The sequence below is a fragment of the Azospirillaceae bacterium genome (assembly GCA_028283825.1).
GTDB lineage: Bacteria > Pseudomonadota > Alphaproteobacteria > Azospirillales > Azospirillaceae > Nitrospirillum.
In genome coordinates this window covers 959,813-976,199 of sequence record JAPWJW010000001.1, presented here as the reverse complement: position 1 = coordinate 976,199, position 16,387 = coordinate 959,813, and the positions used below count along the sequence as shown (strand labels likewise).

At 72.1% G+C, this 16,387-nt stretch carries 4 protein-coding genes; all 4 read left to right on the top strand.

Annotated features, from left to right (window positions below; genetic code table 11):
* Positions 1-2 precede the first annotated feature (2 nt).
* Genes PW843_03945 through PW843_03930 form a run of 4 tightly spaced genes read left to right on the top strand, consistent with a single transcriptional unit; the run spans position 3 to position 16,380 of the window.
* Entirely contained in the window at positions 3-3,449 is a 3,447-nt protein-coding gene (locus tag PW843_03945; GenBank protein ID MDE1145756.1) for an amino acid adenylation domain-containing protein, read from the top strand.
* On the top strand, positions 3,439-7,851 hold the full coding sequence (locus PW843_03940) for an amino acid adenylation domain-containing protein (GenBank protein MDE1145755.1): 4,413 nt from the start codon (positions 3,439-3,441) through the stop codon (positions 7,849-7,851). The genes PW843_03945 and PW843_03940 overlap by 11 nt, the downstream gene beginning before the upstream one ends.
* Complete coding sequence (locus tag PW843_03935; protein ID MDE1145754.1) at positions 7,848-12,518, top strand: beta-ketoacyl synthase N-terminal-like domain-containing protein; 4,671 nt, start codon at positions 7,848-7,850, stop codon at positions 12,516-12,518. Before PW843_03940 ends, PW843_03935 begins: the two co-directional genes overlap by 4 nt.
* On the top strand, positions 12,511-16,380 hold the full coding sequence (locus tag PW843_03930; protein ID MDE1145753.1) for an amino acid adenylation domain-containing protein: 3,870 nt from the start codon (positions 12,511-12,513) through the stop codon (positions 16,378-16,380). Before PW843_03935 ends, PW843_03930 begins: the two co-directional genes overlap by 8 nt.
* The last annotated feature ends 7 nt before the right edge of the window (positions 16,381-16,387 follow it).

The following is a 16,387-nucleotide window of genomic DNA, read 5'->3' as shown; positions in this document are numbered from 1 at the left end:
CCATGGACGCGCGCGACCCCATCATCAAGACCATGCCCGCGGTCACGGACCTGAAGGACCAGGCGCGCGACGCCTTGAAGCAAAAGCTGAAATCGCTGGTCCGCGCCCGCCTGGGCAGCACCGATGACGGCTGGTTCCCCCTATCCCATGGGCAAGAGGCGTTGTGGTTCCTGTGGAAGCTGGCACCCGACAGCCCCGCCTATAATGTGGTGCTGCCGGTTGGTGTCGGCGGGCCACTGAACGAAAGCGCCCTGCGCCGCGCCCTGCGGATCCTGTCCGACCGGCATGCCTGCCTTCGCATGGAATTCCGCGAGGACGCGAACGGCATCCGCCAGCGCCCCCGGCCAGGACACGCCGTGCGGCTGGAGGTGACCGACGCCGCCGGGTGGGACGCCGCGCGGGTGGACGCCACGATCCGGGCGCGGGCCGCACGGCCCTTCTGCCTGGATGAGGACGCGACCATGGACGTCCTGCTGTTGCGCCGCGGCGCGCTGGACGCGGTGCTGCTGATTTCCCTGCCGCACATCCTGTGCGACCTCTGGTCCCTGGTGGCGGTGATGGACGAACTGCGCGACGCCTACGCGGCCGAGGCCGCCGGCCACGCCCCGGCCCTGCCGCCGATGGCGGTGGAGTTCGAGGACTGGGTGCGGGCCGAGCGCCGCCAGCAGGAAACAGGCGCTTGGGATACACACCGGACGTATTGGCACAACGCGTTGGCCGGCGAACTGCCCGTGCTGGACCTGCCGACTGATCGGGGCCGCCCGCCTGTGCGCAGCTTTGCCGGCGCCACACTGACCCGTCATGTCGCGACGGGGACGACGCAGGCGCTGAAACGCTTCGCCGAGGCCCAGGGGGCCACGCTGTTCATGGCCCTGCTGGCCGCCTACCAGGTGCTGTTGCACCGCTACAGCGGCCAGGACGCCATCATGGTGGGCATCCCGACCCTGGGCCGGCGCCAGCCCGGATTGGCGGACCTGGTGGGCAACCTGGTCAACATGGTGCCCTTGCGGGCGGATCTTTCCGGCAGCCCCAGCTTCCGCCAGATGCTGGCGCAGGCGCAGGCCGGTGTTCTGGGCGCGCTGGAACACCAGGACCTGCCCCTGTCGCAGATGGTGGATCGGCTGCAGACGGCGCGCGACCTCAGCCGATCACCCATCTTCCAGACCACCTTTGTCCTGCAGCGCCTCCATCGCTTCGAGGAACTGCAGCGCGCCATGCTGCCCTCGACGGACGAGGCGGACGTGCCTTTCGGACCCCTGGTGCTGCATCCCATGGTCCTGGCCCAGCAGGAGGGCCAGTACGATCTGAATCTCGAGATGAAGGAAGATGAGCGCGGCCGGCTGGTCGGGGCCTGGAAATACGCCACCGACCTGTTCGAGGAAGCGACGGTCGCCCGCATGGCCGACAGCTTCGAGACACTGCTGGAGCGCGTGGTGGCGGAGCCGGACCGGCCCGTGGCCGAACTGTCGCTGTTAAGCCCCGCGGCCACGGCCGCCGCCCTGGCCGCCGGTATCGGCCCCCTACCGGCACCGCCCCCGGCGGACACCGTCTGCGCCCTGTTCGAGGCGCAGGCCAAACGGCGGGGTGAGGCCATCGCGGTCAGCATGGGCGCGACGACGCTCAGCTACGCCGATCTGGACCGCCGGGCCGACGCGCTGGCCGCCGGCCTGGCGGCACGGGGCGTCGGTCCCGGAACGCTTGTGGCGGTGGCCCTGCCCCGCGGACCGGACTTCGTCACAGCACTGGTCGCGACGCACAAGGCCGGGGGCGCCTTCCTGCCGATGGATCTGCGCCAGTCCCCTTCGCGCCTGGCCCAGGTGCTGGCGGAAAGCGGCGCCCCTTTCGTCCTGGCGGAAAAGGCGCTGCATCCGGCGCTGGCGGCGGCCCTGGCACAGCAGGAATGGGCCGCCCATCCACCGGCCCTGCACGATCCGGCGACCCTGGCCGGGGAAGTGCCGCCGGCGGCGCGCCCAGCCGGCGGCAGGCCGGACGACCTGGCCTATGTGATGTACACATCCGGTTCCACCGGCCGCCCCAAGGGGGTGATGGTGGCGCATCGCGGCATGGTCAACCATGTCCTGGCCAAGCTGGAGGATCTGGAGTTCGGCGCCGACGGCGTCCTGGCGCAGAACGCCCCGCCGTCGTTCGACGTCGTGGTCTGGCAGTGCCTGGCGCCGCTGGCGGTGGGCGGCCGGGTCGCTGTGGTGGCCGACGAGGCCGCCGAGGATCCGTCCCGGCTGCTGGAAGAGACGGCGGACCAGGGCGTCACCGCCCTGCAACTGGTGCCCTCCATGCTGCACGCGGTGATCACGGAGGCCGCGGCACGGCCGGCGGGACCGCCGCCCCTGCCCAAGCTGCGCTGGATGGTCCCCACCGGCGAGGCGCTGCCGACCGACCTGTGCCGGCGCTGGCTGGCGCTGTATCCCACGGTGCCGCTGCTCAACACCTACGGTTCGACCGAATGCTCCGACGACCAGTGTCATGACCGTATCGACCGCCTGTCGCCGGCCGACGCCGCCGTCGCCATCGCCGCCATCGGCCAACCGATACGGGCGATGACGGCGCACGTGCTGGACCGCAACCTGGCCCCCGTTCCGGCGGGGGTGGTGGGGGAGCTGTACATCGGTGGCATCGGGGTCGGCCTGGGTTATCGCGGGGATCCCACCCGCACGGCCATGTCCTTCATACCGGACCCCCACTCCCCCACACCGGGCGCCCGTCTTTACAAGACCCGCGACCTGGCCCGGCGGCGCGCGGACGGGCGCATCGACTTTCTGGGCCGCGTCGATGACATGATCAAGCTACGCGGCCTGCGCATCGAACCGGGGGAGATCGAGACGGCCCTGCGCCGCCATCCCGGCGTGGCGCAGGCGGTGGTCCGCGCCCGCCCCCACCCGGCGGGCGACAGGCAACTGGTGGCCTACATCGTTCCCGCCCCGGGCCCCGCGCCGGATGAGGCGGCCTTGCGGGCCTTCCTGGCCGCCGACCTGCCGCAGTCCCTGGTGCCGGCGGCCTTCGTCACCCTGGCGACCCTGCCGCTGACCGCCAACGGCAAGCTGGACCACAAGGCCCTGCCCGAGCCGCCGTGGCGGGCCGACGAAGCCCCCCGGGTGCCGCCCCGCACCCCGGAGGAAGTGAAGCTGGCCGCCATCTGGGCCGACGTGCTGGGCCTGGCCTCGGTGGGGGTCACCGACGACTTCTTCGCCATCGGTGGGGACAGCATCCGCTCCATCCAAGTGTCCGCCCGGTGCCGGGCCCAGGGGCTGGCGGTACGCCCGGGCGATGTGTTCCTGCACCGCACGGTGGCCGCCCTGGCGGCCCTCCCCGGCCTGACGATCGCGGCGGATTCGCCGACCGCCCCTGCCTCCATCCTTCCGCTGGCGTCCGTGCTGGTGGACGGCGGGCTTCTCGAACGCGCCTTGCAGCAGGTTCGCTTTGATGACCTTTGATACGATGACGCCCGCGCCCGCCGCCCAGACGCCGCGCGCCTACCCCGTCTCCCCCCTGCAACGGGGCATGCTGTTCCACACCCTGGCCGGTTCCTTGGCCGACCCCTCCCCAAGTGCGTCGGACGGGATCGCCGAGGACAGCCGGACCGACGGCGATCCTGGACTGTACGTGCAGCAACTGCGGGTGGTGCTTCAGGGGCCGTTGGATGGGCCGCTGTTCCGCCGCGCCTGGCATGGGGTGCTGGAACGGCATGACGTGCTGCGCACGGCCTTCGCCTGGCGCGGCCTGCCCGAACCCTTGCAGGTGGTCGGTACCCAGGTTCGCCTGACCCTGGCGGCGGAGGACTGGCGCGACCTTGGCCCCTCGGAACAGGCGGCGGCACTGGACCGGCTGGCGGCGGATGACCGGGCGGCCGGCTTCGATCCCACCCGCGCGCCCCTGACCCGCCTGGCCCTGCTGCGCCTCGCGGAGGAGCGGCACACCCTGCTGTGGACCTGGCATCACGCCATCCTGGACGCCTGGTCGGTCCCCCTGCTGCTGGGCGAGGTCTTCGCTTTTTATGACGCCCTGGTGGCCGGCCGGGTACCGGCATTGGCACCGGCACGGCCCTACAGTGATTTCATCGCCTGGCTGCGCGCCCAGCCGGTCGCGGATACGGAGCGCTGGTGGCGCCGGGAACTGGCAGGATTCGACACCCCCACGCCCCTGGATTTCGGCCCCGCGCCAAACGGCCCCGGCGGCTATGGGCTGGAATTCCTGGAGATGGCGCCGCATGAGATCGCGGCCCTGCGCCAGGCCACCCGCACCTGGGGCGTGACGCTCAACACGCTGGTGCAGGGGGCCTGGTCCGTCCTGCTTTCCCGTGGAGCGGGCCGCCGGGAGGTCGTCTTCGGCACCACCGTCGCCGGCCGGCCGCCCGAACTTCCCGGTATCGAGACCATGGTGGGCCTGTTCGTCAACACCCTGCCGTCCCGCGTGCACGTGGAGCCGACCGCCGCCGTGGCCGACTGGCTTCGCGCCCTGCAGCAGCGGCAGCTGGAAATGCGGCGCCACGAGCACACGGCCCTTTCCGACATCCAGGGCTGGAGCGCGGTGCCCGGCGGCCAGGCGCTGGTCGATAGCCTGCTGGTGTTCGAAGAGTTGCCGGCCACGCCCCCGCTGACCGGCGGCGGTCTGTCGGTGGCCGGCACCAGCCTGTTCGAACGGTCCAATTTCCCCCTGACCGTGACCATGGTGGTACGTGACGGTGCCCGGCTGGGCGTGGGTTATGACCGCGCCCGCTTCGAGGATGACGCCATGCGCGGCCTGCTGGCCTCCCTGCGGGCACTGTTGGCGGACATGGTCCGCGACGGCAGCCGCCCGCTGGACGCGCTGGACCCGCTGGACGCGTCCCAGCGCCGACGCCTGCTGGAGGATTGGAGCGGACCGGCCACCGTCGACCCTGTACCCCCGGCCCCACCGCTGCCCGACGCACCCGTGTCCCGCCTGTTCGAACGGCAGGCCCGGCTGACGCCCGATGCGCCGGCGGTGGCGCATGCGGCCAACGGCGTGGCCGGTCCGGATGTCGTCTTGAGCTACCAGGACCTGAACGCGCAGGCCGACCGGCTGGCCAACCGGCTGGTGGCGCTGGGTGTCGGGCGGGAGGACCGCGTGGCGGTGTGCATGGGCCCGTCGGCCACACGCATCGCCGCCGTGCTGGCGGTGATGAAGGCGGGGGCGGCCTATGTGCCGCTGGATCCCTTCTTTCCCGCCGCCCTGCTGGGGGAACTGCTGGCCGACTGCGGCGCCCGCGCCGTCCTGGCCGATGCCGATACCGCCGGCACCTTGGCGGGCCTGGGGACGGTGACCGTCCTGCGCGCCGATATCGAAGCGGCCGCTGACGGACCGGACGCGGGCGGAAGTCGGGACGACGGCCCCGACATGGGCGCGGCCGCCTACCTGATCTACACCTCCGGCTCCACGGGCCGGCGCAAGGGCGTGGTGGTCAGCCATGCCAACCTGCTGCACCTGGCGCGGGCGCAAATCGCGCTGTTTCGCCTGGGGCCGGACAGCCGGGTCCTGCAGGCCGCGGCCTTCAGCTTCGACGCCTCCGTTTCCGAGATCTTCACCACCCTGCTGGCCGGCGGTTGCCTGCACACGGCCCCCCGCGACCTGCTGGCGCCCTCCGCGGATCTGGTGGCGCTGCTGCGGGACCGGTGTGTCACCACGGTGACCTTGTCGCCATCGGTGCTGGCCCGCCTGCCCACCGCAACGTCACCGATTGCCGCCCTGCCCGACCTTGTCACGCTGGTGTGCGCCGGCGAGGCCTGCCCCGCCGACCTGGTGGACCGCTGGGCGCCCGGCCGGCTGTTCCTGAACGCCTACGGCCCGACGGAGATCACGGTCTGCGCCACGGCAGCGGCGGTGACGGCGGGCGGGGGGCGTCCCCCCATCGGCCGCGCCATCGGCGACGCCCGCGTCTATGTGCTGGATGGCGATCTGAACCCGGTGCCGCCGGGCGTGAGCGGTGAATTGCATGTCGGCGGGCCGGGCGTCAGCCGCGGCTACCACGGCCGGCCCGACCTGACGGCGGCGGCCTTCATCCCCGACCCGTTCGGGGCGATACCCGGGGGCCGGCTGTACCGTACCGGCGACATCGTCCGCCAACGGCCCGACGGCGGCCTGGACTATCTGGGGCGGGCGGATGAGCAGGTGAAGATTCGCGGCTTCCGCGTGGAACCGGGGGAGATCGCGGCCACATTGCGCGGCCATCCCGGCGTGGCGGAGGCGGCCGTTGTCGTCGAAGGTGAAGGTGCGGACCGGCGGCTGGTCGCGGGCGTCGTGCCCCGCGCCACCGTTCCCCGTCCCGCATCCGCCGATGGGGGTGTCGAATGGTGGCCCTCCATCGCGGAGTTCTTCGTCTATGACGAGATGGCCTACCACGCCATGATCCGGGACGAACGGCGCAACGACAGCTACCGCGCCGCCATCGCCCGGCAGGTTCCGGGTCGGGTGGTGCTGGAGGTGGGGCCTGGGCCGGAAGCGCTGCTGTCTCGGTTCTGTGTGGAGGCCGGCGCCCGCCACGTCTATGCGGTGGAAAAGCTGGAAGCCACCTACCAGCGCGCCGTGGCCCACGTGCGGGCGCTGGGCCTGCAGGATCGCATCACCGTCATCCATGGCGACGCGATGACCACGCAACTGCCGGAACCGGCTGATGTCTGCGTATCCGAGATCGTCGGCGCCATCGGCGGCAGCGAGGGCGCGGCCGTCATCATCAACGGCGTGCGCCCCCTTTTGACCCCCGACGCGGGTATGATCCCGGCACGCAGCACCACGCTGTACGCCCCCGTCCAACTGCCCGAGCCGTTGTTGCGGCATCGGGGCTTCGGCCCCCTGGGCAATCGGTACGCCCAACGGATCTTCAAGGACATGGGTGGCGCCTTCGACCTGCGCCTGTGCGCCCGCGGCCTCAGCGCCGCCGATCTGCTGGCCGAACCGCAACCTTTTGAGGATTTCGACTACCGTCAGCCCGTCGCGGCGGAATATCGGCATCAGAACCGCTTCACCCTTACCCGCGAGGGTCGCGTCGACGGTTTCCTGGTATGGCTGTGCCTGGATACGGGCGGCGGGCCCCTGCTGGACATCCTGGCACATGAACATTGCTGGCTGCCGGTGTTCTTTCCCATCGGGGCGGATGGGGTCGCGGTGGCGGCGGGCGACTGGATCGACGCGGCCTGCGGCGCCACCTTCGCCGACGACCGGCTGCACACCGATTATTTCGTGGAAGGCCGGCTGCACCGCCGGAACGGCGATGCCGTCGCCTTCCGCCATGACTCGCCCCACCACGGACCGTCCCCCACCCCGTCGCCATTCCACCGGACGTTCGACCATGGTGACCGCTGGAGCGAAGGCGGCGATCAGGCGACCGAAGCCTCGCTGCGCGCCTTCCTGCGGCAGCACGTGCCGGAGCACATGATGCCGGCCGGCCTGGTGTTGCTGGACCAATTGCCATTGACGGCAAGCGGCAAGCTGGACCGGCGGGCGCTGTGCGCCGCGGCGGCACGGCAACGGGGAAACGCCGGCGCCCAGCCGGTGGCCGCGACGCAAAGCCTGGTGGCCGCCTTATGGGCCGGGGTGCTGAAACTGCCCGCGGTGGGACGCGACGCCAATTTCTTCGACATTGGCGGCCATTCCCTGCTGTTGCTGGAGGTGCAGGAACGCTTGCGCCAGGAAACCGGGCTGGCCGTGCCGGTGGCCGAACTGTTCCGTTGCCCCACGGTGGAAAGCCTGGCCGCCCGGCTGGAAGAACTGGGTGCCGGAACGACCGGCACCGGAAGCGTCCAGGCGCAGACACGGGCGGCGGACCGCCGGGCGGCCCTGGCCGGCCGGGCGCGGCGCGCGGCGGAAGGGGGCCGGTCATGACCACGCCCCCGCCCGATGACGCCATCGCCGTGGTGGGCATGGCCTGCCGCCTGCCCGGGGCCGACACGCCCGACGCCTTCTGGACGCTGCTGCGGGACGGGCGCGACACCCTGACCCGCTTCAGTGAAGCGGAGTTGCTGGCCGCCGGCGTGGCGCCCGACCTGATCCGCCGGCCCGACCATGTTCCGGCCAAGGGCGTCCTGGCCCAGGCCGACAGCTTCGACGCCGCCTTTTTCGGCATCAGCCCGCGCGAGGCGGAACTGATGGATCCGCAGCAACGCGTCTTCGTGGAGTGCGCCTGGGCGGCGCTGGAGGATGCGGGGTATGAGCCCGGGGCCTTGCCGGGGGCGGTCGGCGTCTTCGCCGGCAGCATCCTCAGCACCTATCTGCTGCAGAACCTGTGGCCGGATCCCGGCCTGATACGGCGCGCCGGCGCCTTCCCCATGGCCATCGGCAACGATCCCACCTTCCTCGCCACCCGTGTCGCCTATCTGCTGGGGCTGAGCGGGCCGGCGATCAGTGTGGGCACCGCGTGTTCCACCTCGCTGGTGGCGGTGCATCTGGCCTGCCAGAGCCTGTTGTGCCGGGAAAGCGACGCGGCCCTGGCCGGCGGCGTTTCCATCCATCTTCCGCTGATCGGCGGCTATCGCTACGAACAGGGCGGCATCCTGTCCCCCGACGGCCATTGCAGGCCGTTTGACGCGGCGGCGCAGGGCACGGTTTCCAGCGACGGCGCTGGCGTGGTGATGCTGAAGCGCCTAGCCGACGCCCGCGCCGACGGTGACACCGTCCATGCCGTCATCCGCGGGTCGGCGGTGAACAATGACGGCCGGGAGAAGGTGGGATACACGGCACCCGGCGTCGCCCCGCAAGCCCGGGTGATCGCGGAGGCCATGGCCGTGGCGGATGTGGCGCCGTCCACCATCGCGCTGGTGGAGGCGCACGCGGCCGGCACCAACCTGGGCGACCCGGTGGAGGTGGCGGCCCTGGCGGAGGCCTTCGGCGACGCCCCCGGCCCGATCGCCCTGGGCTCGGTCAAGGGCAACATCGGCCATGTGGACGCCGCCGCCGGCATCGCCGGACTGATCAAGACGGTGCTGGCCCTACGCCACCGCGCCATACCGCCCTGCCCCCATTTCCAGGCGGCCAATCCCCGCCTGGGGCTGGAACGCACGCCCTTCCGCGTCCCCACCACCTGTGAGCCTTATGTCGGTGACGGCCCCATGCGGGCCGGCGTCAGCTCCTTCGGTATCGGCGGCACCAACGTCCATGTGGTGCTGGAGGAAGCGCCGGCCGACATGTCACCCCCGGCCGCGACCACCGCGCCCGCCCAGTTGCTGGTCCTGTCCGCCCGCACCCCCGCGGCGCTGAATGCGGCGTCGGCACGCCTGGCCGACCACCTGGAAAGCCACCCGACCCTGTCCCTGGCCGATGTGGCGCACACCCTGCGCCTGGGCCGGCGGCCCTTCGCCCACCGGCGCGCGGTGGTGGCCGCCACCCCGGGGGACGCCGCCCAGGCCCTGCGCGACAAGCGGCGGCAGGCCGATGGTGTGGCGCCGGATGCCATACCGGAAATCGCCTTCCTCTTCCCGGGCCTGGGGGATCATTACCCCGGCATGGGCTGGGAGCTTTATTGCGCCGAGCCGGTCTATCGCGCGGCGGTGGACCGATGCGCGGCGGCGCTGCGGGCCCACCTGCCCGGCGACATCCGCGCCAGCCTGTATCCCGGCCGCGATCCCGCCCGGCCGGTGATCGACCCACCCCCCGCGGCGGCACCGGCGATTGGGTTGGATCTGCGCGCCATGCTGGGCCGGGGCGGTCGGGCGGAAACGCCGGCGGAAGGGCCGGAAACGGCGCAACCCGCCATATTCGTGGCCGAATACGCCCTGGCGGCACTGCTGCGCCATTGGGGCCTGGAGCCGGCGGTATTGACCGGCTACAGCATCGGAGAATTCGCCGCCGCCTGCGTCGCCGGCATCCTGAGCCTTGAGGACGCGCTGGCCGTGGTGGCGACGCGCGCGACGCTGATCGCCACCCGCGTGGCGCCCGGCGCCATGCTGGCCGTCCCCTTGGGCGAAGACGCGCTGCGGCCGCTGCTGCCACCGGGTGCCGACCTGGCCGCCGTCAACACCGCGCGCCTCAGCGTCGTCTCGGGCCCGGAAGCCGCCATCGCAGCGTTGGAGGAGACGCTCAACGGCCGCGACATCGCCGCCCAGCGGCTGCGCAGCACCCATGCCTATCATTCCACCATGCTGGAACCCATCGTCCCCGACCTGGCCGCCGTGCTGGGACGGGTACGCCTGAGCCCGCCGCGCATCCCCGTCGTCTCCTGCGTCACCGGCACCCGGCTGACGGACGCCCAGGCGAGAGACCCCCTGTATTGGGCCCGCCACCTGTGCCGCACCGTGCGCCTGAAGGACGTGCTGGCCGAGTTGTTGCGGGATCCCCACCGCATCCTGCTGGAGGTGGGGCCGGGACAGTCGCTGACCGCGCACGCCCTGGCCGAACGGGCCGCTCATCCGGGAAGCGCCAACCGCATCGCCCCCACCATGCGCTGGTCCTATGACCGCCAGCCGGAATGGGACGTCCTGCTGCGCGCAATCGGCCAGGCCTGGCTGGGCGGCGCCGGCCAGGACGCGGCCCGGCTGCTGGCCGGCGAGGGGCGCCGGCGCCTTTCGCTGCCGACATATCCCTTTGAGCGGCAGCGTTATTGGATAGATCCCCCCGTCCTCCAGCCGGCCGGCGCGACCGAGGGGCCGGCGGAACGGCGCCCCGATGTCGCCCAGTGGACGTCCCTGCCCTACTGGAAGCCGGCGGTGGCCCAACCCGACGACACCGGCGCCCTGGACGGGCCCTGGCTGGTCTTCCGCGACCGCCTGGGCATCGGCGCCGCCTTGGCGGAACGTCTGCGCGACAGGGGCTGCCGGGTGATCACGGTCGATGCGGGCGCCGCCTTTGCCCTGGACGGGGACGAGGCGGTGATCCGGGCCGGAACGGGCGATGACTACGACCAGCTGGTCGCGACCCTGCAACAGCGGGGCGTCCAGCCCCGGCGCGTCGCGCATCTCTGGCTGCTGACGGGTCCGGCGACGGGGGTGATCGATGTCGCCCGGTTCGACGCCCAGCAGACACCGGGCTTCCACAGCGTGATGCACCTGCTGCGCGCCCTTCCCGCCGGGGCCGGCCTCCGCATCGACGTGATCGCGGACGGCCTGTTCGACCCCAACGGTTCCGATCCCGCCGGCGCGCCCGGCTTGCGTCCGGAAAAATCGACGGTGCTGGGCCCCGTCCTGGTGGCGCCGCAGGAACGGCCGGGCCTGATTTGCCGGTGCATCGACGTGCCGGCGCCGGAAGGCGCGGTGGAGGACACGGCAAATGCCGTCATGGCCGAACTGGGCGCGGCCGCCCTGGACGTCATGGTCGCGCGACGGGGCGGCCGGCGCTGGATCCGCGATTACGAGCCGGTTCCCCTGCCCGCACCGGCGGCATCACCCTTCCGGCAGCGGGGCGTGTACCTGCTGACCGGCGGCCTGGGCGGGGTGGGCATGGTGCTGGCCGAGCATCTGGCGGCGGCTGTACAGGCGCGGCTGGTCCTGGTCGGCCGCACGGCGCTGCCCGCCCGCGCCGCCTGGGACGACTGGCTGGCCGCACACCCGCCGGCGGATGCCACGGCCACCCGCATCCGCCGCATCCGGGCCATGGAGGCCAAGGGGGCGGAAGTGCTGGCCCTGGCCGCCGATGTGACCGACACGCAGGCCATGGCCGGCGTGCTGCAGATGAGCGAGTACTATTTCGGCACGTTGGACGGCGTCATCCATGGCGCCGGCACGGTGGGCGTGGAGGCCTTCCGCGACATCGGCGAGTCCACGGTGCTGGAGGCGGAAACCCAGTTCGACGCCAAGGCCCGAGGCCTGCTGGTGCTGGACAGGCTGTTGGCCGACCGCCCGCTGCATTGCCGGCTGGCCATGTCCTCCCTGGCCGCCGTGCTGGGTGGACTGGGCTTTTCCGCCTACGCCGCCGCCAACCTGTTCCTGGACGCCCATGCCGCCGCCACCGGCCGCTGGACCAGCGTGGACTGGGACAGCTGGCGGCTGGGCGACACCGAACCCGCCATCGCCGGCCTGGGCGCCACCGTCAATATCTTCCACATGGCCGCCGAGGAAGGGGTGGACGCCGCCAGCCGCATCCTGGCGGCCGGGCTGACCGGCCCGGTGGTGGTGTCCAGCGGTGACATCAAGGCGCGGTTGCGGCAGTGGGTGGCGCGGACGAAACCGGCGCCGGCACCGCAAGCGGCGCATGCCCGCGCCGACCTGCGCAACACCTACACGGCCCCCCGCGGCGAACTGGAAGCGACCTTGGCGGAAATCTGGAGCGACCTGTTCAACGTCACCCCCATCGGCGTGCACGACAACTTCTTCGAATTGGGCGGCCATTCCCTGTTGGCCACGCAGCTCAACGCCCGCATCACGGCCAGGCTGGGGGTGGAACTGTCGCTGGCCACCCTGCTGCGCGCGCCCACCGTCGAGGAACAGGGTCTGGCCGTGCTGGAAGCCCGCGCCCGCCACCTGCCGTCCGACGTCCTGGCCCGCCTGTTGGCGGAGATGGAAACGGCGTCCGCGTCACCCCCGCCTGCCGTATCCCCAGCCCCGGCGTTCGCCCATGACTGACCTGCTTCCCGCCCTCCGCAACCTTTCCCCGGCGTTGCGCGAACAGTTGATGCGTCAGTTGTCCGGGGCGGCCCGGCCGGCGCCACCGGTGGACGCCCCGGGACCGCGCGGCCCGGACGGCCCCGAAGGACCACCCCTGTCCTTCGCCCAGGAAAGGCAGTGGTTCCTGGACAGGCTGTCCCCCGCCGATCCCGCCCATGCCATCGTCGGCGCGCTACGGCTGACCGGAACGCTGAACGTCGAGGCCCTGTCGCGCGCCTGCGACGGCATCATCGCCCGCCATGCCACGCTCAGGGCGCGGTTCAGCGCGCCAGGCGGGCAGCCGGCGCAGACCCTGGACCCCGCCGGCCCGGTACCCATCCGGCGGATCGACCTGTCATCCCTGGACCCGGCGGCGGCGGGCACGGAATGCGACCGGATTTACCGGGAGGAAGCGGCCCGGGGGTTCGACCTGGCCCGTGACCTGCTGCTGCGGCTTATCCTGGTGCGCCTGTCGGCGGAGGATCACCTGCTGATCTTCAGCCACCACCACATCGCGTCCGACGGGCTGTCCATCGGTATCCTGCTGGAGGAGTTGGCGGCCGGCTATGCCGCGCACGTGCGGGGCGAAACGCCGGCCCTGCCCGCCCTTGCGCTGGATTATGCCGACCTTGCCGCATGGCAGCGCCGACGCATGGCGGCGGGGGGGCTGGCGGCCAGCCTTGACTACTGGCGCCGGCAGCTGGCCGATGCGCCGCCCCCCCTGGCACCGCGTCCCGACCAGGCGACACACGGCGCCGACCCGCGTGACCGCACCGGCGCGGTACAGACCCTGACCCTGGACCGTGCCGTGATGGAGGCGGTGCGTGCGCGGGCGAAGGCGGCCGGAACCACACCCTATGCGGTGCTGCTGACCGCCTTCCTGGCCTTGTTGCTGCGCCTGACGGGTCGGGAGGATCTGGTCATCGGCACCCCCGTGGCGGGGCGCGTCCGGATGGAAAGCGAACCGCTGATCGGACTGTTCCTGAACACGCTGGCCCTGAGGGTCCGGCTCACGGCGGACATCACCTTCCGGGAGGCGCTCGCCGAGGTGCAGGCGGTGCTGCTGAAGGGGCTGGAACACGGCGAGGTCCCGTTCGAACAGGTGGTGCGGGATCTGATGCCGGACCGCGCGGCGGACACCCACCCGCTGTTCGACCTCCTGTTCAACTTCACGCCCAGCCCCCCCCGGACGCTGGAATTGCCGGGGCTGCGGGCGGCGTTCGAGCCGCCGGCAGTCGTGCGGTCCGACTTCGCCGCCACCCTGTACGTCACGGAGTGGGAGGGCACGGCCGAACTGCGCCTGGTCTACCGCGCCGCCGCCTATTCGGCGGAACGCATGCGCATCCTGCTGGCGCAACTGGCCCACCTGCTGGCCCAGTCGGCACAAGATCCGGCGCGGCCCCTGGCCGCCTACGACCTCAGCCGGCCGGCACCGGCGGCCCTGCCGCCCGACACCACGGCCCCCCTTCCGGCCCCACCCCAGGAAAGCGTGCCGGACACCATCGCCCGCTGGGCCGCCCTGACCCCCGATGCCCCGGCGCTGCGGCAGGGGACGGAAACCCTGAGCTACGCCGCGATGGTCGCCTGGATGGACGCCATCACCGCAAGGCTGCGTGATTCCGGTTTGGCCAAGGGGGAAGTGGTGGCGGTGCGCGGACCCCGTTCCCCATCCCTGATCGTCGCCATGGCGGCCGTCCTGCGGGCCGGTGGCGTGTTGCTGACACTGAGCCTGGACCTGCCCCCGGAGCGCCAGCAGGCCATGCTGACACGCGCCGGCGCCCGCCGACTGCTGCGGGCGGGCCCCGAGAGGGGGGAGGACGCCTGGCTGTTGGAAGTGCCGGACCTGACGATCCTCGCGGTGGAGGAAACAGGGGCCCCGTTTCCGTCCCCGGTCACCGCCATGGCCACCGGGGCGGCGGGGTTGGCGGCAGGGTTGGACGAACCCGCCTATCTTTTCTTCACCTCCGGCAGCACGGGCACCCCCAAAGCGGTGCGCGGCACGCACGGCGGACTGGCGCATTTCCTGGACTGGCAGCGGAAGGCTTTCGCCATCGGGCCCGGCGACCGTTGCGCCCAGCTGACCGGCCTTTCCTTCGACGTGGTGTTGCGGGATGTGTTCACGCCGCTGACATCCGGCGCGGAACTGGTGCTGCCACCGGCCGACATGGCGGTGGCGGGACCGGACCTGCCGGTCTGGCTGGCGGTGGCGGGCATCACCACCCTGCACACGGTGCCGGCCATCGCCGACGCCTGGCTGGCGGACGCCCCGCCGGCAAAGCCGGAACTTCCCTCCACGCTACGGTGCGCCTTCTTCGCCGGCGAACCGCTTGCCGCCTCCCTGGTTGAACGTTGGCGACGGGCTTTCCCGGCCAGCCGGGTGGTCAATCTCTACGGCCCCACGGAGACCACCTTGGCCAAGTGCTGCGCCGTGGTGGCGGAACCGCCCCTGGCCGGCATCCAGCCCTTGGGCCATCCGCTGCCCCAGACCCAGATCCTGGTGCTGACGGGCGACCGGCGCCTGTGCGGCGTGGGGGAACCGGGCGAGATCGCGGTGCGCACCCCCTTCCGCAGCCTGGGTTATCTGGACGCGCCGGATGAGACGGCGCAGCGTTTTGTCGCCAACCCCTTCTCCATCGATCCGGACGACCGGCTGTACCTCACGGGGGACAGCGGCGCCATGAGGGCGGACGGGCAACTGGAGTTCCTGGGCCGGATGGACGACCAGGTGAAGATCATGGGGACCCGGGTGGAACCGGCGGAGGTCGCGGCCTGTCTGCGGACCAGTCCCGACGTTGCCACCTGCGCGGTGCTGGCCCGCAAGGAGGAGCGCACGGGGCCACAGCTGGTGGCCTATGTCGTGCCGGCCGGCGGCACCAACCCCGGCGTCCGGGACATACAGGACTATCTGCGCCAGCGCCTTCCGGCCGCCATGGTGCCCACGTCTGTCGTATTCCTGGAGGCCCTGCCCCTGACCGCCAACCACAAGCTGGACCGGGCCCGCCTGCCCGCCCCCTCCGCCACTGACCGGTCCGCCGGCCGCGCCTTCGTGGCGCCGCGCGATGCGATCGAACTGCGCATCGCCCAGGTCTGGGCCGAACTGCTGGAATGCGACCAGGTGGGCGTGACCGACAGCTTCTTCGAACTGGGCGGGCATTCGCTGCTGGCCATGCGCCTGCTGACGCGACTGGAACAGGCGCTGGAGCGCAAGGTGCCGCTGGGCGCCTTGCTGTCCAACCCCACCATCGCCCACCTGGCGGCAACCGTCCGCCAGGCGGAGGCGCCGGACCCCGGCCTGGTGCGCCTGTGGACGGGCCCGTCGCCACGCGCGCTGTTCCTGGTGCACACCGGCGGCGGCACCGTGTTCAACTATGTCCCGTTGGTCCGCCACCTGGCGCCGCCCCTCTCCGTCTATGCCATTCCAGCATCGGGCCTGGATGGGCGCGGTACCCCGCTGGACGAGGTCGGGGCCATGGCCGACGCCTACATCGCGCTGATCCGCCAGGTACAGCCCCAGGGACCCTATTTGCTGGGCGGGCATTCCTTCGGCGGCCTGGTCGCCTGCGAAATGGCCCGGCGCCTGGCCGCCGACGGGCAGGAAATCGCCCTGCTGGCCCTGTTCGACCCGGCGCCACCCCATCCGGAAACGCGCGAAGACGGGGACGACGGCGACGGGCGGGAGGAAACGGGCCGGGCCCTGCAGGCGGCCGCCGATGCCTACGCCCGCTTCACCGGCCGGCCCATCCCGTTGGGGGAGACGCTGCCAACCTTGCCTCCCGATGACCAGATCGTCGCGGTGGCACGGGCGTTCCGCGCCGCGGGCATACCCCGGCCTGCCGGATGACGCCGCC

Excerpts from the sequence above, each read along its gene's own strand:
- PW843_03945 (MDE1145756.1), top strand. The coding sequence starts at position 3 with ATGGACGCGCGCGACCCCATCATCAAGACCATGCCCGCGGTCACGGAC.
- PW843_03940 (MDE1145755.1), top strand. The coding sequence starts at position 3,439 with ATGACCTTTGATACGATGACGCCCGCGCCCGCCGCCCAGACGCCGCGC.
- PW843_03935 (MDE1145754.1), top strand. The coding sequence starts at position 7,848 with ATGACCACGCCCCCGCCCGATGACGCCATCGCCGTGGTGGGCATGGCC.
- PW843_03930 (MDE1145753.1), top strand. The coding sequence starts at position 12,511 with ATGACTGACCTGCTTCCCGCCCTCCGCAACCTTTCCCCGGCGTTGCGC.